The sequence below is a fragment of the Nocardiopsis baichengensis YIM 90130 genome (assembly GCF_000341205.1).
GTDB lineage: Bacteria > Actinomycetota > Actinomycetes > Streptosporangiales > Streptosporangiaceae > Nocardiopsis_A > Nocardiopsis_A halophila.
Genome location: NZ_ANAS01000001.1, coordinates 1 through 26,620, shown reverse-complemented (window position 1 = coordinate 26,620; position 26,620 = coordinate 1). Strand labels below are relative to the sequence as shown.

At 72.8% G+C, this 26,620-nt stretch carries 21 protein-coding genes; 8 read left to right on the top strand and 13 right to left on the bottom strand.

The genetic code is table 11. The annotated features are described in order from the left end of the window. Positions 1–47: 47 nt before the first annotated feature. Positions 48–1,820 carry an ABC transporter substrate-binding protein gene (locus C892_RS0100110; RefSeq protein ID WP_017555493.1) on the bottom strand — a complete coding sequence of 591 codons (1,773 nt, stop codon included), beginning with the start codon at positions 1,818–1,820 and terminating at the stop codon, positions 48–50. A 417-nt stretch (positions 1,821–2,237) separates the two neighbouring features. Between C892_RS0100110 and C892_RS0100105 the strand changes: the two genes are divergently transcribed. Then, entirely contained in the window at positions 2,238–2,639 is a 402-nt protein-coding gene (locus C892_RS0100105) for a MerR family transcriptional regulator (protein WP_017555492.1), read from the top strand. Between the two features lie 101 nt (positions 2,640–2,740). Here the strand turns inward: C892_RS0100105 and C892_RS0100100 are convergent, their stop codons facing one another. The 3 genes from C892_RS0100100 to C892_RS0100090 form a co-directional block, all read right to left on the bottom strand. After that, positions 2,741–4,132, bottom strand: a complete 1,392-nt coding sequence (locus C892_RS0100100) for a CotH kinase family protein (RefSeq protein ID WP_040685201.1) — start codon at positions 4,130–4,132, stop codon at positions 2,741–2,743. Then, the gene (locus C892_RS0100095) at positions 4,132–4,818 is read right to left on the bottom strand and encodes a DUF4956 domain-containing protein (protein ID WP_017555490.1); all 687 of its coding nucleotides are present in this window, start codon (positions 4,816–4,818) and stop codon (positions 4,132–4,134) included. Before C892_RS0100095 ends, C892_RS0100100 begins: the two co-directional genes overlap by 1 nt. Before the next feature lie 72 nt (positions 4,819–4,890). After that, a complete protein-coding gene (locus C892_RS0100090) occupies positions 4,891–5,703 on the bottom strand; it encodes a polyphosphate polymerase domain-containing protein (protein WP_017555489.1) in 813 nt (270 codons plus the stop codon). A gap of 484 nt (positions 5,704–6,187) precedes the next feature. Here C892_RS0100090 and C892_RS0100080 point away from each other — a divergent pair, with 484 nt between their 5' ends. Further along, positions 6,188–7,039 carry a metallophosphoesterase family protein gene (locus C892_RS0100080; RefSeq protein ID WP_017555487.1) on the top strand — a complete coding sequence of 284 codons (852 nt, stop codon included), beginning with the start codon at positions 6,188–6,190 and terminating at the stop codon, positions 7,037–7,039. Positions 7,040–7,199: 160 nt separating this feature from the next. On the opposite strand, the gene C892_RS0100075 is transcribed toward C892_RS0100080, so the two are convergent. After that, positions 7,200–7,895: an HAD family hydrolase gene (locus C892_RS0100075; RefSeq protein ID WP_017537251.1), complete on the bottom strand. Its 696-nt coding sequence runs from the start codon at positions 7,893–7,895 to the stop codon at positions 7,200–7,202. 82 nt (positions 7,896–7,977) lie between these two features. After that, positions 7,978–11,451 carry a methionine synthase gene (metH, locus tag C892_RS0100070; protein ID WP_083934292.1) on the bottom strand — a complete coding sequence of 1,158 codons (3,474 nt, stop codon included), beginning with the start codon at positions 11,449–11,451 and terminating at the stop codon, positions 7,978–7,980. 259 nt (positions 11,452–11,710) lie between these two features. Here metH and C892_RS0100065 point away from each other — a divergent pair, with 259 nt between their 5' ends. Further along, complete coding sequence (locus tag C892_RS0100065) at positions 11,711–12,553, top strand: PAC2 family protein (protein WP_017555485.1); 843 nt, start codon at positions 11,711–11,713, stop codon at positions 12,551–12,553. A gap of 30 nt (positions 12,554–12,583) precedes the next feature. Here the strand turns inward: C892_RS0100065 and C892_RS0100060 are convergent, their stop codons facing one another. From C892_RS0100060 to C892_RS0100050, 3 genes are all read right to left on the bottom strand, one after another. Further along, positions 12,584–12,997 (bottom strand): ABATE domain-containing protein, encoded by a 414-nt coding sequence (locus tag C892_RS0100060; RefSeq protein ID WP_017537248.1) that lies wholly within the window; start codon positions 12,995–12,997, stop codon positions 12,584–12,586. A gap of 260 nt (positions 12,998–13,257) precedes the next feature. Beyond that, positions 13,258–14,484, bottom strand: coding sequence for a cysteine--1-D-myo-inosityl 2-amino-2-deoxy-alpha-D-glucopyranoside ligase (gene mshC / locus C892_RS0100055; RefSeq protein WP_083934291.1), 1,227 nt, complete (start codon positions 14,482–14,484; stop codon positions 13,258–13,260). A 91-nt stretch (positions 14,485–14,575) separates the two neighbouring features. Continuing rightward, on the bottom strand, positions 14,576–14,848 hold the full coding sequence (locus C892_RS0100050; protein WP_017537246.1) for a hypothetical protein: 273 nt from the start codon (positions 14,846–14,848) through the stop codon (positions 14,576–14,578). A gap of 359 nt (positions 14,849–15,207) precedes the next feature. Between C892_RS0100050 and C892_RS0100045 the strand changes: the two genes are divergently transcribed. Beyond that, positions 15,208–17,685: an HAD-IC family P-type ATPase gene (locus C892_RS0100045; RefSeq protein ID WP_017555483.1), complete on the top strand. Its 2,478-nt coding sequence runs from the start codon at positions 15,208–15,210 to the stop codon at positions 17,683–17,685. 218 nt (positions 17,686–17,903) lie between these two features. On the opposite strand, the gene C892_RS0100040 is transcribed toward C892_RS0100045, so the two are convergent. The 4 genes from C892_RS0100040 to C892_RS0100025 all read right to left on the bottom strand — a co-directional run bounded on the left by C892_RS0100040 (position 17,904) and on the right by C892_RS0100025 (position 21,320). Beyond that, a complete protein-coding gene (locus C892_RS0100040; RefSeq protein WP_017537244.1) occupies positions 17,904–18,659 on the bottom strand; it encodes an Rv2133c family protein in 756 nt (251 codons plus the stop codon). Continuing rightward, positions 18,656–19,252, bottom strand: a complete 597-nt coding sequence (locus tag C892_RS0100035; RefSeq protein ID WP_017555482.1) for an Rv2134c family protein — start codon at positions 19,250–19,252, stop codon at positions 18,656–18,658. The genes C892_RS0100040 and C892_RS0100035 overlap by 4 nt, the downstream gene beginning before the upstream one ends. 51 nt (positions 19,253–19,303) lie before the next feature. Beyond that, complete coding sequence (locus tag C892_RS0100030) at positions 19,304–20,029, bottom strand: Rv2135c family putative phosphatase (RefSeq protein ID WP_017555481.1); 726 nt, start codon at positions 20,027–20,029, stop codon at positions 19,304–19,306. Between the two features lie 82 nt (positions 20,030–20,111). Further along, the gene (locus C892_RS0100025; RefSeq protein WP_017555480.1) at positions 20,112–21,320 is read right to left on the bottom strand and encodes an undecaprenyl-diphosphate phosphatase; all 1,209 of its coding nucleotides are present in this window, start codon (positions 21,318–21,320) and stop codon (positions 20,112–20,114) included. A 296-nt stretch (positions 21,321–21,616) separates the two neighbouring features. Between C892_RS0100025 and C892_RS0100020 the strand changes: the two genes are divergently transcribed. The 4 genes from C892_RS0100020 to C892_RS0100005 all read left to right on the top strand — a co-directional run bounded on the left by C892_RS0100020 (position 21,617) and on the right by C892_RS0100005 (position 26,006). Then, entirely contained in the window at positions 21,617–22,570 is a 954-nt protein-coding gene (locus tag C892_RS0100020) for an aldo/keto reductase (protein WP_017555479.1), read from the top strand. A 38-nt stretch (positions 22,571–22,608) separates the two neighbouring features. After that, positions 22,609–23,019 carry a histidine phosphatase family protein gene (locus C892_RS32495; protein ID WP_275041803.1) on the top strand — a complete coding sequence of 137 codons (411 nt, stop codon included), beginning with the start codon at positions 22,609–22,611 and terminating at the stop codon, positions 23,017–23,019. Positions 23,020–23,066: 47 nt separating this feature from the next. Further along, positions 23,067–24,941 (top strand): helix-hairpin-helix domain-containing protein, encoded by a 1,875-nt coding sequence (locus C892_RS0100010; protein ID WP_017555477.1) that lies wholly within the window; start codon positions 23,067–23,069, stop codon positions 24,939–24,941. A 198-nt stretch (positions 24,942–25,139) separates the two neighbouring features. Beyond that, on the top strand, positions 25,140–26,006 hold the full coding sequence (locus tag C892_RS0100005) for a EutQ-related cupin domain-containing protein (RefSeq protein WP_239647204.1): 867 nt from the start codon (positions 25,140–25,142) through the stop codon (positions 26,004–26,006). The last annotated feature ends 614 nt before the right edge of the window (positions 26,007–26,620 follow it).

Here is a 26,620-nt window from a genome sequence, read left to right as displayed (position 1 = left end):
GGGTGCGGCGCGCGCGGCGCCGCACCCCGGGCGGTGCTCGCTTGGGATCAGCCGGTGTTGGTGGTCCCGAGGGTGGCGTAGTCGTACATCTTCCAGCTCTGGTTGAAGAAGACGTTGGTCAGGGTGTCAGGCCGGTACAGCACGGCCTTGTGGTAGACCATCGGGACGATGACGGCCTGCTCCATGGCGAGCTTGTCGATCTTCTTCGACATCGCGTCGCGCTCTTCCGGGTCCTCGATCGCGGTGATCTCGTCGAAGAGCTCGTTGATCTCCTCGTTGTCCAGCTCGGAGATGTTGGAGTTGCCGGCGTCCTTGATGGCGTCGCCGTCCAGGATCTTGCTCATGTAGCCGTAGCCGGTGTTCCAGTCGGGCATCCACCCGTAGATGTTCAGGCCCAGCTCCTCCTTGTGCACGAAGCTCGGGGAGCCCGCCTGGGTGTTGGTGAACGTGTCGGAGGGGTACTGCTTGATGTTCACCGTGATGCCCGCGCGCTTGAGGCCCTCCTGGATGGCCTCGGCCGCCGAGACCTCCGCCGGACGGTCGCTGCGCACGCCGAGGTTGGTCTCGAAGCCGCCGTCCTCGCCGCACTCCTCCAGCTTGGCCTCGGCCTCGGGGACGTTGCCCTCCTGGGCCTCGGGGTCCTCGGCCGGGTAGACAGCGCTCTCCTCGTCGTGGCCGGGGACCACGGGCGGCAGGATCGTGTTGGCCATGGCGCCGCCCGCCGAGCCGCCCCAGGCGCGGTGCACGGCGCTGCGGTTGAGCGCGTACTGCACGGCCTGGCGGCACTCCAGCGTGTCCAGCGGCTCCACCTGGGTGTTGACCGTCAGGTAGTAGTGGGCACCGTTGACCGGGTTGTCGATGCTCGTCTTGGCGTCCTCGTCCTGGAGCAGCTCACCCTTCTTGGCCGGGCCCAGGCCGGTTCCGCCCAGGTCGACGTCGAGGTCGCCGCTCTCGAGGCGCTGGTCGATCTCGTTCTGCTCCACGCCCTCCTCGACCGTGATCCGGTCCGGCAGGGCGGTGCGGACCGGGTCGGACTCGGCGTCCCACTCCTCGTTGCGCACCAGGTTCAGGCCGCTGCCCGGCGTGTAGTCGCCGTCGAACTTGTAGGGCCCGGAGGAGACGACGTGCTTCTGGTACTGCTCGCCCTTGTCGGCATCGGCCGGGACCGGCGCGGACTGCGGCTGCACCATGACGTACTTGAAGTCGTAGAACGGCTTCTTGAGGTGGAAGACCATGGTGTGGTCGTCCGGGGTCTCGATGCCGTCGAAGCCCTCGAGGGGGTCGTCGGTGTCCTCGTAGGGGCCCTCGTAGTTGTCGGAGTCGGCCAGGTGCTCCTGGTAGTACTTGGGGCCGTTCGGCAGGGCCTCGGGGCCGAAGTTGCTGCGCGCGATGGCGTACTTGACGTCCTCGGCGGTGATCTCCGAGCCGTCCTCGTACTTCATGCCCGGCTTGATCTTGACGGTCCAGGTCTTGCCGTCCTCGCTCACCTCGGGGTCGCCCTCGGCGAGGTCCGGGACGACCTTCTGGCCCGCCTCGCCCGGCTGCGCGTCGTAGGTGTAGAGCGTTCGCGCGTACAGCCGGGAGAAGTTCCACATGTACCCGTAGTACACGTTGCCCGGGTCGGTGCTCTCCATGTTCGCCGAGATGGCGAACCGCAGGGTGCCGCCCTGCTCCTCGGAGGCGTTGACGATCTCTGTCTGCCCCTGGTCGAACTCAGCGTCGGAGGCGCCCGTTCCGCCGTCTCCGCCGGTGCCGCAGGCCGACAGCAGGAGGGCCGTCGCGGCTGTGGCCGCGACCGTGCCCAGCGCTGTTCTCTTCAATGTCCCGCCTCTCTCGAACTTCGGGTGGTACGCATCAGCGAGCGGCACCCACCCCTGCGGTACCGCAGGTCCCGGGGTCGGGGACGGCTCTCGACAGGAGTGAGCGAGATTCGGCCTCTGATGCACGCTGCGGCCAATTTAGAAGGAGTTAAATCACGGTTCGTCTAAGATCAGGTAACTACTACGCCCCACCACTGCTTGTGACGCCTCGTATTCACCGCGGCTTCACGGGTGACCTGAGCTGCGCTTCACCCATCGGCGGCGCCCGCACCGGGCGCGGGCTCGCAGGTCACCGCCGGGTGCGTTCGACCTCTGCGGGCCCCGCCCCGGCGCCTGTGCGCGTCCGGGCCCGTCCGCATGGCACACTCTCCAGGACGGATTCCGCCCGGAGGCGGAACAGGACCAGGGGAGGCTCCAATGGGCGACGCGCTCATGCGGATCGGCGAGGTGGCCGAGCGCACGGGTCTGTCGCTGCGCACGATCCGCCACTATGACGACGTGGGGGTGGTGCGCCCCTCCGCGCGTTCACAGGGCGGGTTCCGCCTCTATACGGAGGCGGACGTGCAGAGGCTCCTGCTCATCAAGAGGATGAAGCCCCTCGACTTCTCCTTGGAGGAGGTCAAGGACCTCCTCGGCGTCCTGGACGAGCTCGACGCGGGCCCACAGGGCGGCCCTGCACGCGAGGACCTGCTGCGGCGCCTGGACGAGTACTACACGTCGGCCACGGAGCGCAGCGTCGCCCTGCGGAGGAAGCTGGAGGCCGCCGAGGAGTTCGCCGAGCGCCTGGGCGCACAGCGGGCCCAGTACCGCACCGACTGACCCCCGGCTCCTCCCGATTCGAACCTCTCCCCGCGTGAGAGTAGGGTCCACCCGTGAGGGGGGTCGGCGGCCCTTTCGCTGCGTACCCTGCCGGCCTCCCCTCACGCGCTCTCCTCTGGGATCGAGGCGATCTGTTCGGCGAGGGCCTCCTGCGCCGAGGCGGCTTCCTCATCGCCGACGGCTTGAGCCTGGGCGACCTCGGAGTCCAGGAGGTCGGCGGCCGTACCGCTCTGGACCAGGCTCTCGTAGAGGTCCGCATAGGCCTCTTCGTAGAGCTGGGCGAACTCGTCGTTCTCCAGGAACCGCTCCTTGAGGGCCCCGCTGCCGCCCATGCCCGGGCCGCCACCGCCATCACCGCCGCCGGGCGGCTCCCTGCCTTCAGGGGCCTGCATGCCCTCCTCCGGAGGCTGCATCCCTTCCGCGCCTCCCCGGCCTCCCGGGCCTCCGCCCATCATGCCCATGCCTCCGAAGGCCATGTTCAGGTCCCAGGACAGCACCGTGAAGCGGTCCTCGCCGGCGTCGTACCAGAGGTAGTAGTTGTTGCCCGGGCCGTCCATGGCGTCGCCGTTGGACATCAGGTCCTGGAGCGCGAGGTAGGAGGCGAAGGATTCGACGTCCACGTGCTCGTCCAGCTCGGACGCGAACTCCTCGTCGCCGGCCTCGTCGACGAACTCCAGCAGGTCCATCACCGGTTGCAGGTCGTAGGCGCCCTCGGCGTTGATCTGCTTGAAGGCGTCCTCGTAGTCGGTCGGGTCGTCGCCCAGGTAGTCGAAGGAGCCCTCCGCCCGCGCCTTGTACAGCACGCCGTCACCGAGCCCGTCGGCCCACGGGGCGTCCGGGGCGTCCAGGACGATCCGCGGCTCGGCATCGCCGCCGTTGACCGACAGCGCGGTGAAGGAGAGGTCCTGCGTCGTCTGCCCCGCCGCCTCGGTCAGGCCCAGTGCCAGCGCCTCGTTGAGGGCGGTGTCGGAGGTGGAGGTGGCGGGCCTCAGGGCGATCTCGGTGCTGCCCTGGTAGGCGCGGCCCTCCACGTACTCGTCGAACGACACCAGCCAGGGCAGCGCCTCGGGTTCGTCCTCGGACAGGGACACGCCTCCGGGGCCCCTCCCCTGCTGCACCGTGCCGCCCTGGCCGCCTCCGCGCAGGCTCGACAGCGTCGAGTTGCCCTTCAGGCGCAGGCCCACGTCCTCGACGGCGGTGCCGTCGATCACCACGTCGGCCTTGATGTACTCCTTCTCCCCCGAGGTCCGGAAGGTGTCGATCATGTCCGCGTACTGGGACGGGTCGTAGGAGACCTCGATGGTGTGCCCGCCGCCGTCGAAGAGGTCCCCCTCCCCTTCGATGTCCTGAGTGACCGCCTCCTCGGAGACCGGATCCGAGGTGGTGTAGGGGCGTATCCGGGCGTCCCCGAAGAACACCACCAGGGCGAGCAGGGCGGCGCACACCGCCGCAGCGGTCCTCCAGTGGCGGCGCACGCGTACCGGCACCGCCATCACAGGTCCGTCTGGTCGTAGCCGGTCAGGACGGTGGCCTTCTGCCCGGCGGTCACCGCGCGCAGGCGCTCGACGAGGTCGCCCGGGGCGACGCCCTTCTTCAGGCGGGCGGTGTAGGCCAGCTCCAGCAGTGTGCCGCCGCGCACCGTCTCGGTGCTGATCAGCTCGTGCTCGTCGGTGCAGGCGATGAGCACGTCGTCCAGGGCCGCCCCGTGGTCGGTGCCGTCGGCGGGCACCTGCACCTTGACCACCTGGCGCTGGACGTTCAGCGCGAACCAGTTGAAGCGGTGCATGAGCAGCACGACCGCGCAGATGACGACGGTGGCGATCGCGGCCAGGGCGTAGAAGCGGGTGCCGCAGGCCATGCCCAGGCCCATGACCAGGAAGATGAACCCGACGTCTCGGGTCTCCTTGATCGCGTTGCGGAAGCGGACCACGGACAACGCCCCCACCAGGGCGAACGCCCGGGCCACGTTGGAGCCGACGACCAGCATGATCAGGGCGATGAGCATGCCGAGCACGATGAGCGTGTGCACGAAGCTCTGGCTGTAGGAGATGTTGCGGTGGGTGGTGCGGTAGGTCCAGGCGACGACCAGGCTCGTCACGAAGGCGAGCGACAGGGCCGCCACCACGTCCATGACGCTGAACGTGCCGGACAGGTCGGTGATGCCGAAATCGAGGTTCATGAGGCTTCCAGTGGTCCTTGGTCTTCGGTTCGCGTGAGCGGACAGGAGCGCGGGTGCGCAGGGGTACGGGGCTCAGGCGTCGGCGGACTCGTCGAGCGCCACGTGGAAGACCGAGCGCGGCGCCTTGCCGAACGCCTCCACGCTCTGGCAGTACTTGGAGATCCGCTGGACCTGCAGTCCGCACCTGGCGGCCATGTCGGTCACCCAGTACGGGGCGCGCTCGTTGGCCTTGACCTCCATCACCGCCAGGTGCGGGGGAACGATGGAGCGGTTCTCCGCCTCCGCACGCAGGTCGAAGTCGCGGTCGCGCCCGCGCACACGGTGGTCCAGGGTCACCCGCAGCCCCAGGTCGGAGCCGGTGCCGACGTAGGGCTCGCGCCGGTAGCCGGTCATGGCGGTGGGGCGCAGGTCGAGCCGGTGCACCAGGTCGAGCACCTCGTCGACGAAGGCCTGGTCCGCCCCGGGGTGCTCCACCCGCACCCGCCGGTCGCACAGGTCGCGGGCCAGGCGGTACGGGAGCATGACGCGGCGCTTCTGGGTGACGCGGTTGACCCGCTGCTTGATCTCCACCGAGACCGGCGTGTCCTCGGGCGCCTCGCCCACCTCGCCGTAGCGGCGGATGCGCAGCTTGCGCCGGAACCTCAGGCCCTCGATCTTCTCCCAGTAGAAACGGAGCCGCCGGGTGTCGTAGTAGAGGCTCCAGACCCCGTAGCCGTTGGCGCCGGCATTGGCGTCCGCCTGCATACGCGCGCTCAGCTCGGCACGGACCTGCGGCACCTGCGCCCGGGGGACGAGGTACTTGATCTCGTAACGGTTGAAGGCGTGCAGCCCGCCGGGGGCGCGCAGCCGGTCCCCGGGACCGTTCGGGGTGGACGGGTCGGCCATGGTTCTCCCTTCGCCGGTCGGCGACGACTCGGTGAACACAAGCCGAACGCACTGTGAAGGACCGGGGAGACCCCTGGGAGATTCCTGGGAACGCACACCGTCCTCCCTGGTCAGAGGCGGAGAGCCGTCCGGGGTTAACGTTGCGTGAGAAGAGCGCCGCCGGTTCGCGCGCCCCTTCGCGGCACCGCCGAGAGTCGCGGCATCGCCCCGATGGACACGGTCGAGGCCGCGGAGGGCCGGGGCACCGTGATGGGTGCGACCGCCCTGCGGCGCCGCGCCCACATGCGCCGGACCGCGCCCGCGGCCTGACCCCGCCCCGCCCCGGGGTGCGCCGGCCCGGCGGGACCGGATTGAATGGGGACCGCTGCGACAGGACCCCGTGGGAAGGGCGGCCCTCGACGATGACGACCAGCCGCGGCGGCGGAGCGACCGGCCTCCGCCGCCCCACTGTGCATCCGGCCGGCGACCGCGCCGGAGGTGCGGCATGACCGGCTCCCTGCTCGCGGTGAGCGACCTGCACGCCGCCCACCCCGACAACCGCGCGGTCGTGGAGGGGCTGCGCCCCGGATCCCCCGAGGACTGGCTGATCGTGGCCGGGGACGTGGCCGAGACCGTCGACCGCATCGCCTGGGCCCTCGGGGTGCTCCGGGAGAGGTTCGCCAAGGTCCTCTGGACGCCCGGGAACCACGAGCTGTGGACGTCCAAGCGCGACACGGTGGACCTGCGCGGGGTGGAGCGCTACGAGCACCTGGTCAAGGTCTGCCGGGAGCTGGACGTCCTCACGCCCGAGGACCCGTACCCCGTCTGGGACGGGCCCGGCGGACCGGTGGTGGTCGCCCCCCTGTTCCTGCTCTACGACTACTCGTTCCTCGCCCCCGGGACGGCCACCAAGGAGGAGTCGCTCCAGGTCGCCTACGACACCGGGATCGTGTGCACCGACGAGTACCTGCTCCACCCGGACCCCTACCCCGACCGCGCGGCCTGGTGCGCCGCACGCGTGGAGGAGACCGAGCGCCGCCTGGAGGAGTGCCCGGCCGACCTGCCCACGGTGCTGGTCAACCACTACCCGCTGGTGCGCACGCCCACCGACATCCTGCGCTACCCCCAGTTCGCCCAGTGGTGCGGAACCGACCGCACGGCCGACTGGCACCTGAGGTTCCGCGCGCAGTGCGTGGTCTACGGGCACCTGCACATCCCCAGGACGACCTGGTACGACGGCGTCCGCTTCGAGGAGGTGTCGATCGGCTACCCCCGTGAGTGGAAGAGGCCCCGCCACCCCGAGGTCGGCCTGCGCAGCATCCTCCCCGCCGACCCCGACCGGGGCGAGTGGGGGTAGCCATGTCCTCGAGGACGGCGGGCTCCGCACGATCGACCTGACGACCTGGAGGCCCTCGCGTGATCTCGATTTCGCGACGGGCACCGGCCCGGCCGGACACACGCGTGGGGCCGGGCATCGCGCCCGGCCCCACGACGGATCCTGCAGGCTCCGTCCGGGATCAGACCCCGGCGGAGCGGGCGGCGTGGCGTTCGGCGATCTCGGACAGGCGGTCCAGGCCGACCTCCTCCAGGGAGTCGACGACCGTCAGGCCCTCGGCCGGCTCGATCGGCACCATCATCGGGACCGCGATCGTGGCGCAGCCCGCGGCCAGCGCCGAGGCCACGCCCACGACCGAGTCCTCCACCGCCACGCAGCGCGCCGGGTCCACGCCCAGCAGGCGGGCGGCCTTCAGGTAGGGCGCCGGGTCCGGCTTGTTGGCCTCCACCTCGTCGCCGCCCACCGACAGGTCGAACGAGCCCAGCCCGATCGCGCCGATCGCCGGCTCGATCAGCAGGCGCTCGGTGGAGGTGACCAGCGCCGAGCGCACCGGCGCGGCCGCGACCGCGGCCACCAGCTCCTCGGCGCCCGGCCGCGGGTCGGCGCCCTCGGCCAGCCGGCGCCCGAACGCCTCCTGCAGCAGCGCGATGATCTCCCGGGGCGTGGCCTGGGCCCCGGTCAGGTCGGCGATGTAGCGGCCCACCGACTCCGCGGCCCCGCCCACGTTGCGGTGGTGGTCGTCCTCGGTCCAGACGCCGCCCAGTCCGGCGACGACCTCGGCCTCGGCGTCCCCCCACAGCCCTTCGCTGTCGATCAGGGTGCCGTCCATGTCGAACAGGACGGCCTCGGGCAGGGCGCGGGTCGGTGTGCTGCTCATCGCGGTGGGGCCCCGCCCCCGCTCGCGCGGGGTGCGGGGCCCTTCCTCCTTCGTTCGTCGGGTGCCTGCGGGCGGCGGCCCGTCAGACGTTGAAGTACTTGGCTTCCGGGTGGTGGATGACGATCGCGTCGGTCGCCTGCTCGGGGACGAGCTGGAACTCCTCCGACAGGGTGACGCCGACGCGCTCGGGCTCCAGCAGCTTCATGATCTTGGCCCGGTCCTCCAGGTCGGGGCAGGCCCCGTACCCCAGGGAGAACCGCGCCCCCCGGTAGCCCAGCTTGAAGAACTGCTCGATGTCGTCCGGGTCCTCGCCGTCGAAGCCCAGCTCGGAGCGGATCCGGGTGTGCCAGTACTCCGCCAGCGCCTCGGTCAGCTGCACCGACAGGCCGTGCAGCTCGAGGTAGTCGCGGTAGGCGTCCTTCTCGAACAGCTCCTGGGTGGCGCGGCTGATGCCGCCGCCGACGGTGACGACCTGGAAGGACACCACGTCGGTCTCCCCCGACTCCTTCGGCCGGAAGAAGTCCGACAGGCACAGGTGCCGGTCGCGGCGCTGGCGCGGGAAGCTGAAGCGGGTCCGCTCGGCGCCGTCCTCGCCCAGGACGACCAGGTCGTCGCCCTCGCTGTAGCAGGGGAAGTGGCCGTAGACGACCGCGGCCTCCAGCCAGCCCTCGGTCTGGATGCGGTCCAGCCACATCCGCATGCGCGGCCGGCCCTCGGTCTCCACCAGCTCCTCGTAGGTGGGGCCCTCCTTGCCGCGGGAGCCCTTGAGCCCCCACTGGCCCATGAAGGTGGCCCGCTCGTCCAGGTAGGCGGTGTAGTCGGCCAGCGGGATGCCCTTGCTGATCCGGTCGCCCCAGAACGGCGGGGTGGGCACCGGGTTGTCGGTGGCCACGTCGCTGCGGGCGGGCATGTCCTCGGGCGCGGTCACCTTGAGCTTGGCGCCGCCCTTGACCCGGCGGGTGCGCAGCGGCGGCAGCTCGGCGCCCTCCTCGCCGCGCTTGACCGCCATGAAGGCGTCCATCAGGCGCAGCCCCTCGAAGGCGTCCTTGGCGTAGCGGACCTCGCCCTCGTACAGCTCGGCCAGGTCCTCCTCGACGAAGGAGCGGGTGAGCGCGGCACCGCCCAGCAGCACCGGGAACTTGTCGGAGATGCCCCGGGAGTTCATCTCCTCCAGGTTCTCCTTCATGATGACCGTCGACTTCACCAGCAGGCCGGACATGCCGATCATGTCGGCCTTGTTGTCCTCGGCGGCCTCCAGGATCGCCGTCACCGGCTGCTTGATGCCGATGTTGACCACGTCGTAGCCGTTGTTGGACAGGATGATGTCGACGAGGTTCTTGCCGATGTCGTGGACGTCGCCCTTGACGGTGGCCAGCACGATGCGGCCCTTGCCGTCGTCGTCCTCGTTCTTCTCCATGTGCGGTTCGAGGTGGGCCACCGCGGCCTTCATCACCTCGGCCGACTTCAGGACGAACGGCAGCTGCATCTGGCCGGAGCCGAACAGGTCGCCCACGACCTTCATGCCCGCCAGGAGGTCGTCGTTGACGATCTCCAGCGCCTTCTTCTCGGTGAGGGCCGCGTCCAGGTCCTCCTGCATGCCGACCTGCTCGCCGTCGATGATGCGGCGCTGCAGGCGCTCCCACAGCGGCAGCGCGGCCAGCGCCTCGGCCCGGGAGGCCTTCATCTCCTTGGCGTCCACGCCGTCGAAGAGCTCCATGAACGCGGCCAGCGGGTCGAAGTCGCCCTCGCGCCGGTCGTAGATCAGGTCGAGGGCCGCCTTGCGCTGGTCCTCGGGGATCTGGTTCATCGGCAGGATCTTGGAGGCGTGCACGATCGCCGAGTCCAGGCCCGCCTCGACCGCCTCGGCCAGGTAGACCGAGTTGAGGACGATACGGCCGGCCGGGTTGAGGCCGAAGGACAGGTTGGACAGGCCCAGCGTGGTCTGCACGTCCGGGTAGCGGCGCTTGAGCTCCTTGATGGCCTCGAGGGTCTCGATGCCGTCGCGGCGCGTCTCCTCCTGGCCGGTGGTGATGGGGAAGGTCAGGGTGTCGATGACGATGTCGCCGACCCTCATGCCCCAGTTCTCCACCAGGTCGTCGATGAGGCGGCTGGCGACCCGGACCTTCCAGTCGCAGGTGCGGGCCTGGCCCTCCTCGTCGATGCACAGCCCCACCACGGCGGCGCCGTGCTCCTTGACCAGGCGCATGATGCGGGCGAAGCGCGAGTCCGGCCCGTCGCCGTCCTCGTAGTTGACCGAGTTGATCACCGCGCGGCCGCCGACCAGCTCCAGGCCGGCCTCCAGCACCCCCGGCTCGGTGGAGTCCAGCATCAGCGGCAGGGTGGAGGCGGTGGCCAGGCGCGAGGCGAGCTCGCGCATGTCCTGGGTGCCGTCCCGGCCCACGTAGTCCACGTTCAGGTCGAGCAGGTGGGCGCCGTCGCTGATCTGCTCGCGGGCGATCTCCACGCAGTCGTCGTAGCGCTCCTCGACCATCGCCTCGCGGAACTTCTTGGATCCGTTGGCGTTGGTGCGCTCGCCGACGGCGAGGTAGCTGGCGTCCTGGCGGAAGGGCACGCTCTGGTAGAGCGAGGCGGCCGCGGCCGGGCTCTCCGGCGTGCGGTCCTTGATCCCCCGCCCCTGCACCCGCTCGACCACGTGGCGCAGGTGCTCGGGGGTGGTGCCGCAGCAGCCGCCGGCCATGGACAGCCCGAACTCGGAGGTGAAGCTGTCGTGGGCGTCGGCCAGCTCGCTCGGGGTGAGCGGGTAGACCGCTCCCTCGGAGCCCAGCTGGGGCAGGCCCGCGTTGGGCATGCAGGAGATCGGCACGGTGGCGTGCTGGGACAGGTAGCGCAGGTGCTCGCTCATCTCGGCCGGGCCGGTGGCGCAGTTGAGCCCGATCATGTCGATGCCCAGCGGCTCCAGCGCGGTGACCGCGGCGCCGATCTCCGAGCCCATCAGCATGGTGCCGGTGGTCTCGATGGTGACCTGCGCGATCACGGTGATGTCGCTGCCCAGCGCGCGGCGGGCCCGCATCGCCCCGATCACGGCGGCCTTGGTCTGCAGCAGGTCCTGGCAGGTCTCGATGAGGATGGCGTCGGCGCCGCCCTCGATCAGCCCGCGGTGGCACTGCTCGTAGTAGTCGCGGAGGGTGGCGAAGGGCGCGTGGCCCAGGGAGGGGAGCTTGGTTCCCGGGCCCACCGAGCCCAGGACGTAGCGGGGGTGGTCGGGGGTGGAGTACTCATCGGCGACCTCGCGTGCGATGCGGGCGCCGGACTCGGCGAGCTCGTAGGTGCGGTCCACGATGTCGTACTCGCCGAGGTTGCCGAAGTTGGCACCGAAGGTGTTCGTCTCGACGCAGTCCACGCCCACGTCGAAGAAGCCCGCGTGGGTCGAGCGCACCACGTCTGGGCGGGTGATGTTGAGGATCTCGTTGCAGCCTTCGTGGCCTTCGAAGTCGTCGAGGCCGAGATCATGGCCTTGCAGCATCGTGCCCATCGCGCCATCGGCGACGATGACGCGGCGGGCGAGGGCGTCCCGGAAGGAGAGTCGAGAACTCATGACCCTTTACTGTAGTGACGGCCGACCGGTTCGTGCGCATACGGGGGCAGCCGACGGTCACCTGTTCACGAAAATGCAGGTCAGACGGTCGGGACAGCGTCGTCCGGAATGAAGGTGTCCACGCTACGCGTTTCGCGCTACGGAACGATACCGTACGGCGTTCCCCCGCGCGGCCGGAACCCCGTAGGGTTGTGCGTGTCCACGCGAGCAGCAGAGCGATGGGCCCGCCCGACGGCGGGTCCCGGTGAGGAGGCGGCCTGTGCCTGAGCTCGGCGACGGCGTTCCCGAACTCGTCGAGCCCGTACTGGTGGCCGCCTTCGAAGGGTGGAACGACGCCGGCGAGGCCGCCAGCGCGGCCCTGGACCAGCTGGCGTCCGCCTGGGAGGCCCAGGAGCTGACCGTGCTGGACGCCGACGACTACTACGACTTCCAGGTCTCCCGGCCCCGGATCACCGTCTCCCGGGGCAGGCACGCGGGCGTGGAGTGGCCCGCCACCCGGGTGCGCCTGGCCCGCGCCGGCGGCGTGGACGTGGTCCTGGTCAGCGGCTCGGAGCCGAACATGCGCTGGCGCGGGTTCAGCGCCGACCTGCTGGCGGTCGCCCGCGAGCTGGGGGTGCGCCGCGCCGTCATGCTGGGCGCGCTGCTGGCCGACTCCCCGCACACCCGCCCCGTCCCGGTGACCGGGGTCGCCTCCCCGCCCGAGCTCGGCACCGACCTGGCCCTGGAGCCCACCGAGTACGAGGGGCCCACCGGCATCGTGGGGGTGCTGCACGACGTGTTCGCCGAGGCCGGCATCGAGACGGTGTCGCTGTGGGCGGCGGTCCCGCACTACGTGGCCCAGCCGCCCAGCCCGAAGGCGGCGCTGGCGCTGCTGCGCCGGGTCGAGGACGTGCTCGACCGCCCGGTGCCCATGGGCGAGCTGCCCGAGGACGCCCGCGCCTGGGAGACCGGCGTGGACGAACTGGCCTCGGAGGACGAGGACATCGCCGGGTACGTGCGCAGCCTGGAGGAGGCCAAGGACGCCGCCGAGCTGCCCGAGGCCAGCGGCGAGGCCATCGCCCGCGAGTTCCAGCGCTACCTGCGCCGCCGCGACCACGGCTGAGCGTCCTGTGGCCCCCTCCCGGGCGGCCCCTCAGAGCCCGATGTTCCGCCACTCCCCGGTGAGTGCGACGGACGCCCAGGCGCCCGCGATGCGGGCCAGGCCGCGGCGCACCTCGTCGACCACGGCCGGGGCGAGCACGCCCTGCTCCTCCTGCGGGTCGAGGCGCACGGTGACGCGCAGGCCGTCCAGCACGCGCTGTCCGCGCGCCAGCGCGTCCTCGTCGGTGGCCCGGCCCGCGGCCTGGAAGAGCAGGGCCCGGATCCCGTCGCGGAGGGAGAGGGCCTCGTCCAGGTCGGCCAGGGTGATGGGGATGGCCCCGGCGTTCACCAGGCCGTGCTCGCGCAGGAAGCGGGCCAGGTCGGCACGGTCGGCCAGATCGCCGCGGGGGCCGGCGAAGGCCGCCACCAGCTGGGCGGCGGAGGTCGGTCGGGTCGTGGTCGTCATGGTGCCATCCCACCACGGAAGGCCACCGCACGGTGGCGTTCCGCAGGTTCCCGACCACATTCGGCCGTTCGTGCGCCATAGGGAACATTTCCGGTTCCTTCCGGTGCGTTCCCTATGGACACGGACCACGCAGTTCTGGGCGTGCAGCACCGGAAACCTCTGAGCGCCCCGGCATCGGGGCGCTCAGAGGTTCTGTGCCTTGCTCTGTGCCTTGGCCTGGAACGGGGCCGCCGTTCCGCCCCTCGCCCCTTCCCCGGCTCTTACAGCCGCACGCCCAGAAGGGTGTCGACGGTGTCGCGGACCAGGGCCGGAGCCGCCGGGTCGTCGCCGGCGCCCGCCTCGGCCCGCTCGGCCCAGGCGTCGACGGCGGCCAGCGCGGCCGGGGTGTCCAGGTCGTCCGCGAGGGCCCTGCGGACCTCCGCCAGCACCGGGGCGGCGTCCGGGCCCGCTTCGCGGCCGACCGCGGCGCGCCAGCGCTCCAGGCGCCCGCGGGCCTCCTCCAGGCCCTGGGACGTCCAGTCCCAGTCGGCCCGGTAGTGGTGCGGCAGCATCGCCAGGCGGACCGCCATCGGGTCGGCGCCCTCCTCGCGGAGCCGGGAGACGAACTCGAGGTTGCCCAGGGACTTGGACATCTTCTGGCCGTCCAGCCCGACCATGCCCACGTGCATGTAGTTCTGCGCGTGCGGGTGGGAGCCGGTCGCCTTACAGGCCTCGGCCGCCCCCATCTCGTGGTGCGGGAACACCAGGTCGCTCCCGCCGCCGTTCAGGTCGAAGCCCATGCCCAGCTCGTTGAGCGAGATCGCGCTGCACTCCACGTGCCAGCCGGGCCTCCCCCGGCCCAAGGGGCTCTCCCAGGCGGGCTCGCCCGGGCGCTCGGCGCGCCACAGCAGCCAGTCCAGGGGGTCCTTCTTGCCGGGCCGGTCCGGGTCTCCGCCGCGCTCGCCGAACAGGCGCAGCATCTCCTCCCGGCTCATCCCGCCGACCTCGCCGAAGTGCTCCGCGGCCTCCACCGAGAAGTAGACGTCGCCCTCCAGCTCATAGGCGGCGCCGCTCTCGCGCACCTTGGCCACGAAATCGGCGATGAGGCCGATCGACTCCACGACGCCCACGTAGGCGCGCGGGGGCAGGACGCGCAGCGCCTCCATGTCCTCGCGGAAGACCTGGATCTCGCGGGCCGCCAGGTCGCGCCACGCCTCGCCGGTGGCCTGCGCCCGCTCCAGGAGCGGGTCGTCCACGTCCGTGGTGTTCTGCACGTAGTCCACGGCGTGGCCGGCGTCCCGCCACACCCGGTTGACCAGGTCGAAGGTCAGGTAGGTGAAGGCATGACCGATGTGGGCGGCGTCGTAGGGCGTGATCCCGCAGACGTACATGCGGGCGGTCGCCCCGGGGGTTGTGGTGCGCTGGGCCCCGGTGACGGTGTCGTGGATGCGGAGCGGTCCGCCGCTCCCTGGCAGGCGGACGATGTCGGGCGCAGACCAAGAACGCATGACACCGAGATTATCCGGCCATGTGAGGCGAAACCTCCCGCCCCCAGGGCGCGCCGGACGAGATCATTCGCCGACTCGGAGCGGGAATAACTCAGACCGAGCGTTGTTCGGGCCCGCCGTCCGCCCGCGGGTCGCCGGGCGAGGTGCGCACGATCGCGCGGACGGCGGCGGCCGCCGCCAGCACGCACAGCAGCGCCAGCCCGGTGTTGCCGACGTTCCAGTGCAGCAGGGCCGCGGACAGCGCCACCACGTACAGCAGCCAGTAGCAGGCCAGTTCGGCGAGGGAGGCCGGCGCCCCGGCGAGGGGCGGACGCGCGCGTCCGCGCCGCCCGCGCAGCGCGGGCCGGTTGCTCAGGCGGTTCATACGGCCATTCCGCTCCCGCTTCTCGCTCCGGGGGCTCCTCTGCGTCCCCCTGCCCCCTTTCAGACGTCGAGCGCTCTTTCGCGGTTGACAGCCCGGATCCCCTCAGCGGACCTCGTCGACCATCTCCCAGGCGGCGGCGCCGGCCCCACTATGGCGCGCGTGCCGCCCCCACCCCCCCGCCGGGGTGGGGGCACTCCCCCGGCCGGCGGGCGTGCCCGACCGCGCCGGCCTCCGGCGTCCCCTAAGCTCTGCACCGGTGGGGGAGGTCACCCGCGTCGCTCCCCGCACCCGATCTTCCGGTGGCCCTTCCGCGTGCCGGCCGCCCCCGGCCGCCTCGCGACCGACGATCTGGAGCGTGCATGCCCGCCCGAGGCGACCAGCAGGACCCGGCCGTTTCCGTGCTCGACCACGACCACGGGCTGACCGCGGCCCAGGTCGCCGAACGGGTGGCCGACGGGCGCACCAACGACGTCCCGGTGCGGGCCAGCCGCAGCATCGGCGCGATCGTCCGCGGGAACGTGCTGACCCGGATCAACGCCATGATCGCGGTGCTGTTCGCGGTCATCGCGGTGATCGGCCCGGTCCAGGACGGCCTGTTCGCCCTGGTGATCGTGGTCAACACGCTCATCGGCATCGCCCAGGAGCTGCGCGCCAAGCGCACCCTGGACAAGCTGGCGATCGTCAACGCCGCCCACCCGCGGGTGGTGCGCGACGGCGCCGCCACCCCGGTCACCGCCCAGGAGATCGTGCTGGACGACGTGGTCGAGTGCGCCCAGGGCGACCAGGTGGTGGTGGACGGCACCGTGGTCGCCGCCGAGGGCCTGGAGGTCGACGAGTCGCTGCTGACCGGCGAGGCCGACCCCGTGCTCAAGCGCCCCGGGGACGCGGTGATGTCGGGCAGCTTCATCGTCGCCGGGACCGGCCGCTACCGGGCGGCCAAGGTGGGGCGGCACGCCTACGCCGCCCGGCTGGCCGAGGAGGCCAGCCGGTTCAGCCTGGTCCACTCCGAGCTGCGCTCGGGCATCAACCGCATCCTGACCTTCATCACCTGGGCGCTGTTCCCCATCGGCGGGCTGCTGATCTTCAGCCAGCTCGCCCTGAACGGGCAGATCGGCATCGAGGAGTCGGTCGACGGGGGCCAGATCACCGGCCCGGTGGCCGACGCGCTGCGCGGCACGGTGGCCGCCCTGGTCTCGATGATCCCCGAGGGCCTGGTGCTGCTGGTCAGCATCGCCTTCGCGGTCGGCGTCATCCGCCTGGGGCAGCAGAAGTGCCTGGTCCAGGAGCTGCCCGCGATCGAAGGGCTGGCCCGGGTGGACGTGGTGTGCACGGACAAGACCGGCACCCTGACCGAGAACGGCATGCGCCTGGCCGAGGTGCGCGAGATGGGCGGCGGCGCGGACCCGGCCCGGACGGCGCTGGCCGCGCTGGCCGCGGCCGACCCGCGCCCCAACCCCAGCGTCGCCGCGATCGCCGAGGCCCTGGGGGCGCCGCCGGACGACTGGTCGGTGGTGGCGCGCGCGCCGTTCTCCTCGGCGCGCAAGTGGAGCGGCGCCTCCTTCGCCACCCCCGAGGGCGAGCAGCACTGGGTGCTGGGCGCCCCGGACGTGCTGGCGCCCCCGTCGGGGCCCGAGGCCGCCGAGGCCGAGCGCATCGGCGCCGAAGGGGTGCGGGTGCTGCTGCTGGGGCGGGCCGGTGAGCGCGTGGACGGGCCGGAGGCGCCCGGACCGGTGCGGCCGGCCGCGCTGGTCGTGCTCGACCAGCGGCTGCGCGGCGACGCCAAGGACGCCCTGGACTACTTCGCCGGCCAGGGCGTGCAGGTCAAGATCGTCTCGGGGGACAACGCGGTGTCGGTGGGCGCGGTGGCGCGCGCGGTGGAGCTGCCGGGCGCCCGCGAGCCGCGCGACGCGCGGGAGCTGCCGACCGCGCAGGAGGCCTTCGCCGACGAGGCGGACCGGGCCACGGTGTTCGGCCGGGTCACCCCCGAGCAGAAGCGGGACCTGGTGCGGGGGCTGCGCTCGCGCGGGCGCACGGTGGCGATGACCGGCGACGGCGTCAACGACGTGCTGGCCCTGAAGGAGGCCGACATCGGCGTGGCCATGGGGTCGGGCAGCCCGGCCTCGCGGGCGGTGGCGCAGATCGTGCTGCTGGGCAACCGGTTCTCGGCGCTTCCGGCGGTGGTCGCCGAGGGGCGGCGGGTGATCGGCAACATCGAGCGGGTGGCCAACCTGTTCCTGACCAAGACCGTGTACTCGATGACGATGGCCACGGTGGTCAGCGTGCTGGCGGTGGCCTACCCCTTCTTCCCGCGGCACGCCACCCTCATCAATGCGGTGACGTTCGGCATCCCCTCGTTCTTCCTAGCGCTGGCGCCCAACACCGAGCGGGCGCGGCCGGGGTTCGTGCGGCGGACGCTGCGCCTGGCGGTGCCGTCGGGGCTGATCGCGGGGGCGGCCGCGGTGACGACGTACCTGATGGTGCTCGACGGGCGGGTGGTGCCGGACCCGGCGGACCGGACGGCGGTGGTGATCACGCTGTGCGCGACCACGCTGTGGGTGCTGCTGCTGGTGGCCAAGCCGTACGTGTGGTGGAAGACGGTGCTGGTCGGCGCGATGGTGGGGCTGCTGCTGACGGCGCTGCTCACCCCGGTCGGGCAGGCGTTCTTCGCCCTGGACGTGAGCGCCCCGGGCAAGATCGGGGTGGCCCTGGGCGTCGCGGCGGCGGCGATGGCCCTGATCACCGCGGTCCGGCTGGTCGACGACCGCCTCATCGCCCGCGAGGAGTCCCGCCGGGAGGCGGCGGAACGCGTCCCGTCCGCGAGCGGCGCCGAGGGGTAGGGGCCGCGCTCACCCCCGAGCCGGGGACGGCACAACTCGATCGATAGTGGTGGATTCGCCACTCATTGCGCGATTCAGTGACCTTTTCACCACGATCGATGGCGCACCACCCCCGTTGCAGGCCGCTCGGTGCCCGGAGCGGGGCCCCGCTCCGCCGTCGCCGCCCCCTCTCCCCGGGCGGCCCGCCGATCGACGCGGGATCGCCGGTCGGCGGGGGCTCAGACCGGCGGCCAGGGGACGGCCGGCCAGGCCGGGGACGGGTAGGGGTGCACCTTGTGCTGCAGGAGGAGTTCCACCCTGCGGCGCAGGGCGTAGCGCTCCGGGCCGGTCAGGTGGCGGGACAGCTCCCCGGCCAGGTGCCCCTCCTTGTTCCCCAGGCCCTCCGCGAGCGCCTCCAGGCCCGCCAGGGCCTCCCCGGTCAGGGGCTCGCCCTGCCACTGCCAGAGCACCGTGCGGAGCTTGTACTCCTCGGCGAAGGCCACTCCGTGGTCGCACCCGTGCAGGTGGCCGCCGGGCAGCGGAAGCAGGTGCCCGATCTTGCGGTCGGAGTTGTTGATGACCGCGTCGAAGACCGCCATCCGCCGCAGCGGCGCGCTGTGCGCGTCCTGCGCCAGACCGACCAGGTCCACCTCCGGGTCGGCGTCCACCCACAGCTGCACCATGCCCTCGCCGAAGGGCCCGTCGCGGTGCACGGTCGGCGGGACCACGCCCCACCCGAGCGCCTCGGAGACGGCGAACGCCGCGACCTCGCGCCCGGCCAGGGTCCCCTCGGGGAAGTCCCACAGCGGCCGCTCCCCGGCGACCGGCTTGTACACGCAGGCCGCCTCCCCCTGCGGCGAGGAGACGGCGGCGTAGAACGTGGCGTTGGAGGCGGCGGTGAGCCTGCCCACGACCTCCAGGGTTCCGGTGCGCAGCAGCTCCACGGCCGCCTCTCCCCCGGCGGGCACCGCCGTCCCGCCCTGCCCCTCGGTCACGCGCCGGCGGGCCGGTAGCCGTTCTGCCGGGGGCAGATGTGCCCCGCGGGGTCCAGCGGGCGCCCGCACAGCGGGCAGTTGGGCCGGCCCGCGGCGACCACCCGCATCGCGCGGCCGGCGAACGCGCGGGCGGCCGTCGGCGTCAGGTGCACCCGCAGCACGTCGCGGTCGGCGGGCGCGGTCTCGCTGAAGACCTCCACCTCGGCCTGCTCCCCGGACTCCTCCTCGCCCTCGGCGTCCTGCACCGCCTCCTGGGCCTCGATGATCACGCGCGAGGCCTCGGCGTCCCAGGCCAGGGCCAGGGTGCCCACCCGGAAGTCCTCGTCGATCGGCTGCTCGAGCGGGCCGTCGTCGACCTCGGCCCCGTTCTCCGAGATCTCCGAGGCCTCGGGCAGCGGGTCGCCGAAGCGGACCCGGACCTCTTCCAGCAGCTCCTCCACCCGCTCGGCGAGCGCGGACACCTGGGCCTTCTCCAGGACGACGGACGTGATGCGGCCGTCTCCGCTCGCCTGGAGGAAGAAGGTCCGCTCCCCCGGCTGGCCGACGGTCCCGGCCACGAAGCGGTTCGGCGGGTCGTACAAGTACAGCGACATGCCAAGAACCCTAGAGGATCGCGGGCTGCGGAGCGATCGCGACCGCCCCCGTCACCGGCGGCCGCCGCCCGCGCCGCCTCCGACGACGGCGTCCCCGGCGCTCTGCTGGGCCCCCTCCTCCGGGGGCGGCGCCAGCCCCTCGGCGGTCGCGCCGACGTCGTTGAGGCGCAGCAGGAACGGCCGCGTCCGTGTGTAGCGCAGGGCGGTCACCGAGCACGGGTCGACCTGGATGCGCTGGAACAGGTCCAGGTGCATGCCCAGGGCGTCGGCGGCGGCCGCCTTGATCACGTCGCCGTGGGCGCACACCAGGTAGCGGGGGTGCCCGGTGTCCGAGGCGGCCGCCAGGCGCGCGTTCCAGTCCCGGACCGCGCCCACGACCCGGGCGCTGACCTGGGCCAGGGACTCCCCGCCGGGGAAATGGGCCGCCGAAGGCTGCTGCTGGACCACCGGCCATTCCGGCTCGTCCTTGAGCTCCTCAAGGGTGCGCCCGGTCCAGGTGCCGTAGTCGCACTCGCTGAAGCGCTCGTCCACGACGGGCTCCAGCCCCAGCGCGGCGGCCAGCGGCGCGGCGGTCTGACGGCACCGCTCCAGCGGACTGGTGACGATCGCGTCCAGGTGCAGCCCGCTCAGCCGGCGGGCGGTCTCCTCGGCCTGGCGCCGTCCGCGCTCGTCGAGGTCGATGCCGGGGCTGCGGCCGGCCAGGACGCTCCCGGTGACGGCGGTCAGGCCGTGCCGCAGGAGGATCAGGGTGGCGGAGGCGTTCGCTGGGATGCCCATGGCCGTCCACCCTAGACCACGGCGCCGGGCCCACCCCGGAGGGCGGGCCCGGCGCCGGAACGCTCGCCTCGGAGCCGCGGGGTCAGCCGGCGGGCACGCCCTCCTGGGTCTGCCCGGTGCCGCCCTGGCCCGTCTGGCCGTCGCCGCCGGCGGTTCCGGGGGTGCCGGCGGTGCCGTCCTGGGCGTCGTCGGCGTGCGGGTCGTAGGTCTGGTCGGTCAGCGGGTTGATCGGCAGCCCGCTCTCGTCGTCGATCACCACGTCCATGCCCAGCTCGGGGTCGTGGTGCAGCCCCGACTCGGGGTTGACCGGCAGGCCCACCTCGGGGTCGATCGGCCAGCCGGTGACCGGGTCGACGCTCGGCGAGGGCGAGGGCTCCTCGGAGGGGGTGGGCTCCTCAGAGGGCTCGTCGCTGGGCTCCGGGGAGGCCTCGGCGACGACCTCGCCCTTGTCGGGCTGCTCCTCGGCGCCGCCCTTGGGGTCGAGCACGCCGAAGCTGACCAGGGTCAGCACCAGGATCCCCAGGCCGATGCGGTAGTAGACGAACGGCATGAAGCTGTGGGTGGAGATGAACTTCATCAGCCAGGCCACGCAGACGTAGCCGACGATCCCCGCCACAAGGGTGGCGACGATGGTGGCCGTCCACCCGGCGTACATGTCGCCGCCGATGTCGGTCAGCTTGTACAGCCCGGAGGCGAAAACCGCGGGCATCGCCAGCAGGAAGGAGAACTCGGCCGCGTCCTTGCGCTTGAAGCCCATCAGCATGCCGCCGGTGATGGTGCCGCCGGAGCGGGAGACACCGGGGATGAGCGCCAGGCACTGGAACAGGCCGTAGGTGACGCCGCGGGTGATGGTCAGGTCGGCCAGCACCCGGTGCTTGCGGGTGTAGCGGTCGGTGGCGCCGAGGACGACGCCGAACACGATCAGGGTCAGCGCGATCAGGCGCAGGTCCCGGAAGACCGTGTCGATCTGCTCCTCCAGCAGCAGCCCCAGCACGCCGATGGGGATGGTGCCGACGATGACGTACCAGCCCATCCGGGCGTTGATGTCGCGGCGCAGCTCGCGGTCGAACAGCGAGCGGGTCCACGTGGACAGGATCGACCAGATGCGCCGGCGGAAATAGACCAGCACCGCCAGTTCGGTACCGATCTGGGTGACCGCGGTGAACGCCGCCCCCGGGTCGGGCCAGCCGAAGAACGCGGAGATCACGCGTACGTGCCCGCTGGACGAGATCGGCAGCATTTCGGTCAGCCCTTGGACGAGTCCAAGGATGATGGCCTCGATGATGGACACGGCGGGCTCGGCTCCTGTTTGCAGGTTCGGCAAGCGGCCGCGGGCGGGGGGACTCGCGGCGGAGGGCTGGACGGTTCGGCGCCGCGGGGGCGGGGGTGAAGGCCCGACCGGCATCCGGCGGCGACCGGAGGAAGCCTACTACCGGTTCCCGCACGTGTGCGCGGTGCCCGTGCGCGCCCGCCCGGTTCCGGTCGGGCCTGCGCGGACAAACGGCCGGACCGCCGCATCCCCTGCGAACTGGGCTTCTCCGGGCGGGCCTCGGCCGCCCACCCGGGGACCGGGTAACCTCGCACGCCATGGAACAGCGACAGGCGGGCGGCTCGGGGCTGTGGGTGTCGTGCACCGCTCTGGGGACCATGACCTGGGGCAACGACACCGACCAGGCGGAGGCCTCGGACCTGCTGACCGCCTTCGTCGACGCCGGGGGAACGCTGGTCGACACCGCCGACGTCTACAACGGCGGCGAGGGGGAGCGCATCCTCGGCCGCCTGCTCAACGGGGTGGTCCGGCGCAGCGATGTGATCATCGCCACCAAGACGGGGCACGCCACCGACGGCCACCGGCCGGTCGACACCTCCCGGCGCCACCTGCTGGCGTCGCTGGACGCGTCGCTGCGCCGCCTGCAGACCGACCACGTGGACCTGTGGCAGCTGCACGCCCACGACCCCGCCACGCCGTTCGAGGAGACGCTGTCGGCCCTGGACGCGGCGGTGGCCTCGGGCAAGGCCCGCTATGTGGGGGTGGGCAACATGACGGCCTGGCAGTTCGCGGCGCTGGCGGCCTGGCAGCGCTCGGGCGGCTCCGGGCGCAACCCGGTGGTGACGGCGGCGGCCGAGTACTCGCTGCTGTGCCGGGACCCCGAGCGCGACCTGCTGCCGGCCGCCGCGGCGCTGGGCGCCGGGGTGATCGCGTGGGCGTCGCTGGGCCGCGGCGTGCTCAGCGGCAAGTACCGCAGGGGCGTCCCGCAGGGGTCGCGCGGCTCGCGGCCGCAGATGGCGCCGTACGTGGAGCCCTACCTGGGCGAGCCGAGCCGCCGGGTGGTGGAGTCGGTGTGCACGGCGGCCGAGGGGCTGGGGGTGTCGCCCCTGGCGGTGGCGCTGAGCTGGGTGCGCGACCGCCCCGGCGTGGCGTCGGTGGCCATCGGCCCGCGCACCGCCGCCCAGCTCGACGAGATCCTCGGCGCCGAGGACGTGCGCCTGCCCGACGAGATCCGCGAGGCCCTCGACGACGCCTCGGCCAAGCGGCGGTAGTCGGCGGCGGCCTCCCAAGGGAACGTCGGCAGGGTCGGATCGAGAGCGCCTGGGAGAGCGCTTGGGAGACCGCTTGGGAGACCGCTTGGGAGACCGCAGTACGGCCCGGCCATGCGCGCCGCACCCTGCCGAGCGGAGGCGCCGACCTGCCCGCGCGGGGCGGGACCGCGGTCCTCACGAGTCCGTTGGAGCGGTGCCGTCGGACCGTCGCGCCGCCGACGGCCGCGTTGGGCCTGGAGGCGGTGGTGGACGAGCCTTTCGGTGAGTGCGACTGCGGTGCCTGGACCGGGCGTTCCCTGGAGGAGCTCAGGGAGGAGCCGGAGTGGCCGGTGGTCCGGCACCACCCTTCGGCGGCGCGGTTCGGCGTCCCGGCCGCCGCCCGGATCGCCGCCCGGATCACCGCCCACCGGTCACGCGGCCGGGACGCCTGTGTCGCCGTTCCTCGCTAGGCTGCTCTTCCGTCGGCCGCACGCCCCGAGGAGAGGACGCTTCCCGCATGTCAGACGCCCCCGAGCGCACCCGCGCCGTGCTGGCGGGTATGGGCGCCCCAGAGTCCCTGGCCGAGCCGCTCGTCGCCGCTCTGGGCCCCGGCGCCGCCGAGGAGCTGGCCGAGGACCCCTGGCGGCTGCTGGCGCTGCCCGCGGTCACCCCCGACCAGGCCGACTACTGCGCCCGGCGCGCCCTGGGCGACGCCGCCTCCCCCGACGACCCGCGCCGCGGGCGCGCCCTGGTCGGGCGGGCGCTGGCGGCGGCCGCCCGGGAGGGCTCCACCACGGTGGAGGAGCGCGAGCTGGGCCGGGCCCTGCGCGGCATGCGGATCGCCGACCCCGGCCACGCCGTCGAAGCGGCCCAGGAGGACGGGTCGGCCATGGTGTTCGAGGTCTTCCCCGAGGACGCCGACGACGGGTTCGAGGACGGCGACGTGCCGGAGATGCCCGACCCGGACCGCTTCGTCGCCCCCACCCGGGTGGGCCTGGCCGAACAGGACCTGGGCGAGGGGCTGGCCCGGCTGGTCGGCACCAGCGAGCCCGTGATGGACCCGGCGACCGCCGCGGAGACCGCCGACGCCGCCGCCGAGCGGCTGGGCGAGGAGTTCGCCCCCGAGACGACCGCCGCCGCGATCGCGGCCCTCATGCGCGGGGTGGCGGTGCTGCGGCACGGGCCCGGCGCGGGCGCGGCGGTGCGCCACACGCTGGCGTGCCTGGCCGCGGCCGCCGAGGACAGCGCGGTCGGGCTGGCGGTGGCCTCGCCCACGGCGCAATCCGCGGCAGCGCTCAACGCGCTGCTGGACGGGGCCCTGCGCACCGCCGCCCCGAGCGCGGGGGCCGCCGGCGCGGAGTCGGACGACGGTGCGAACGCTGCGAACGCTGCGGAGCCGGAGGCGGCGGCCGACGGCGCCGGAGAGGGCACCGGGAGCGGAGAGGCCGCGCCCTCCCCCACCGTCGCCGCCGGGGCGGTCCCGCTGGGGCGCCTGCTGGAGGCCGGCTCGCCGGTGCCCGCCGGGATCGTCGTGGTCACCGACGCCATGGCGCTGGACGTCGAGCGCGCGGCCGCTCTGGTCGAGGCGTGCGAGGACGGCACCCACCTGGTACTGCTGGCCGACCCCGCCGAGGCGCCGTCGGCCCGCCCCGGCCAGGTGGTGCGGGACGTCGCGGAGTCGCGGCTGGCCGCCGTCGCCGACCTGCCCGACGCGCAGCCCCCGGGGCCGATCGCCGCGCTGGCCGCGGCGGTCGCCGAGGGTGAGCTGGCCCCGGCGCAGGCGCCTGACAAGGAGGTCGTCGCCGTGCCCGCGTCGTCGGGCGCCGAGGCGGCGCACCGGGCGGTGCAGCTGGTGGGCGACTCGATCCCGCGCGCCCTGGGCATCCCCGCCGAGCAGGTGCAGATCATCGCCGCGACCCGCGGCGGCGAGGCGGGGGCGGACGCGCTCAACCGGGCCTGCAAGGAGCGCTTCAACCCCGGCCCGGGCGCGCTCGGCGGGCTCGACGCGGGCGACCGGGTGCTGCTGGCCGGGGGCGGCCCCGGCTACTCCGCGGGCGACGTGGGGTACCTGCGCACCGGCCCGGAGGGCGACGACCGCCCGCACGTGGAGCTGCCGGGCATGTGCGCGCCCGTCCCGGCGGACCCGGCGCACCTGCGCCCGGGGTGGGCGGTGACGGTGGCCGCGGCGCACGGGTCGCACTGGCCGGCCGCGGTCACGGTCTTCGGCCCCGAGACCCGCGGCTCGCGCCCGCAGGTGTACACGGCCTTGACCCGCGGCGAGCGCCACGTGTCCATCGTCCACGCGGCCGGCCCGGAACTGGCCGAGGCGGTCAAGGAGAAGGCGTCCCTCCCCCGCACGACCCGGCTGCGCGACGTCATCCGCGAGGGGTGAGGTGCGGGCACGGGGCCAGGCTCCGGGGTTCAGCACCCGGGGTCGGCCGGAAACCGGGAGGTGTCCAGGCGAAGGGCGCCGAGCGGACCGGCGGGGCGGCCTTGTAGGCCGGGTCACACTCCGCTTCACCTTGAGTTGGACTTAAGTCGAACTTCTAGCTTGGGATGCCACCGGAGACCGCGGGCGCGGTGACCGGTGGTGAGCGAACGTCCCGAGACGGAACGGAGCAGCACCGTGAAGTTCGACCCTGAGAGCGTCGCCGCCTACTCGGCCGCCGATGTGAGCCTGTGGAGCTGGACCGACGAGGACGAGGGCACGCACGTCGGCTACATCGCCGACGAGCACGAGAAGGCGGCCATGGGCATGGCCTTCGTGCACTTCCGGTCCGGCGTGGAGTTCGACTTCACCTGGCCCTACGACGAGGTGTGCATCGTCACCCGGGGCAGCCTGACCGTCGACACCCTCGGCAGGCGGATCACCGCACGCGCCGGACAGGTCATGACCCAGCCCAAGGGGGTTCCCGGAACCTTCCGGATCGGAGAGGACCTGGAGATGATCTGCGTGCACCACCCCACGTTCGCCCGTGCGAACGGAATGTCCCTCCAGGAGTACAAGGCGGCGACGGATGCCGGCGAACACCCTTCCCTGCCGGTCGCCGCCGCGCGCCGCGCCCAGAGCGCGGGCGGCTTCTTCGACCCCGCGGTGATGCAGGTGTTCGACATCTCCGACATCCCGGACTGGATCACCGTCGACGGGGAACAGGGCGCCAAGGTCGGCTACATCGCCGACAAGGCGGAAGGCGCACCGTTCGGCCTGGCCTTCTCCGATTTCCGGCGGGGCGGGGTGTACGAACTGGAATTCCCCTACGATGAGGTCGCCGCGATCACGAGCGGAAGCTTCACCGTTCGGAGCAACGGCCGCTCCTTCAAAGCGAGCGCAGGCCAGATGCTCTACATGCCCCACGGCGTCTCCGCCGTGTTCGAGATCGATGAGGACACCGTCGCCGTCGGTCTCCACCACCCCACCTTCGAAGACGCGATGGGGCATCCGCCGCACGAGGGATGAGGCGCAGGGCGCCCCGGTGCGCCAGTCAGACGGCGGCGGCGAGGAAGCCCGATGGCCCTGACAGCGGCGTCGTCGGCCTCCGGGCGTGCGGATGGTCGTCGGGCTCGGCGGCGACGGATGAGCAGGTGCCCCGCTTGTTGCCGCTTCCCGGCCGCCTGGTCTCCGCCGGTCGGGCGTGGACGGCGGCGACGGCGAGCGGTGTGGTTTCCCGGGCTTGCCTGTCGGGTGGCCGGGCCCTGGTGGTCCGGGTGACGGGGCGGCGACGAGCAAGGCCGGTGGGTCGTCCGGAGCACTGTCGGGGATCGGGCGTGCGGACGGCCGGGGCGGTGGGGCGGCGACGGAGCGGCCGGGTAGCCGCTTACGCCTGCTTGCCGTCCGCCGGGCCCCTGTCGGCCCATGGGGGAGGAGCGGCGGCGGAGGAGCAGGTGCCCCGCTCACTGCTTCTCGCCGGCTGCCGGGTTCCCGCCGGTCGGACGGGTAGGGCGGCGACGGATGAGCGGGGCGCCCCGGTCGTGTCCGCCGGCGTGGTTGGACTCTGCGGGCCCCGGCCGCCCCCGGGGGCACTGTCTGCCGCCCGCAGCGACACCCTTGTTGATCTCGGGGAAGTCGGGGTA

What these genes read in the sequence shown, in the direction of transcription:
- C892_RS0100105 (WP_017555492.1), top strand. Translation starts at nt 2,238, where the DNA reads ATGGGCGACGCGCTCATGCGGATCGGCGAGGTGGCCGAGCGCACGGGT.
- C892_RS0100100 (WP_040685201.1), bottom strand. Translation starts at nt 4,132, where the DNA reads ATGGCGGTGCCGGTACGCGTGCGCCGCCACTGGAGGACCGCTGCGGCG.
- C892_RS0100095 (WP_017555490.1), bottom strand. Translation starts at nt 4,818, where the DNA reads ATGAACCTCGATTTCGGCATCACCGACCTGTCCGGCACGTTCAGCGTC.
- C892_RS0100090 (WP_017555489.1), bottom strand. Translation starts at nt 5,703, where the DNA reads ATGGCCGACCCGTCCACCCCGAACGGTCCCGGGGACCGGCTGCGCGCC.
- C892_RS0100080 (WP_017555487.1), top strand. Translation starts at nt 6,188, where the DNA reads ATGACCGGCTCCCTGCTCGCGGTGAGCGACCTGCACGCCGCCCACCCC.
- C892_RS0100075 (WP_017537251.1), bottom strand. Translation starts at nt 7,895, where the DNA reads ATGAGCAGCACACCGACCCGCGCCCTGCCCGAGGCCGTCCTGTTCGAC.
- metH (WP_083934292.1), bottom strand. Translation starts at nt 11,451, where the DNA reads ATGAGTTCTCGACTCTCCTTCCGGGACGCCCTCGCCCGCCGCGTCATC.
- C892_RS0100060 (WP_017537248.1), bottom strand. Translation starts at nt 12,997, where the DNA reads ATGACGACCACGACCCGACCGACCTCCGCCGCCCAGCTGGTGGCGGCC.
- mshC (WP_083934291.1), bottom strand. Translation starts at nt 14,484, where the DNA reads ATGCGTTCTTGGTCTGCGCCCGACATCGTCCGCCTGCCAGGGAGCGGC.
- C892_RS0100050 (WP_017537246.1), bottom strand. Translation starts at nt 14,848, where the DNA reads ATGAACCGCCTGAGCAACCGGCCCGCGCTGCGCGGGCGGCGCGGACGC.
- C892_RS0100045 (WP_017555483.1), top strand. Translation starts at nt 15,208, where the DNA reads ATGCCCGCCCGAGGCGACCAGCAGGACCCGGCCGTTTCCGTGCTCGAC.
- C892_RS0100035 (WP_017555482.1), bottom strand. Translation starts at nt 19,252, where the DNA reads ATGTCGCTGTACTTGTACGACCCGCCGAACCGCTTCGTGGCCGGGACC.
- C892_RS0100030 (WP_017555481.1), bottom strand. Translation starts at nt 20,029, where the DNA reads ATGGGCATCCCAGCGAACGCCTCCGCCACCCTGATCCTCCTGCGGCAC.
- C892_RS0100020 (WP_017555479.1), top strand. Translation starts at nt 21,617, where the DNA reads ATGGAACAGCGACAGGCGGGCGGCTCGGGGCTGTGGGTGTCGTGCACC.
- C892_RS0100010 (WP_017555477.1), top strand. Translation starts at nt 23,067, where the DNA reads ATGTCAGACGCCCCCGAGCGCACCCGCGCCGTGCTGGCGGGTATGGGC.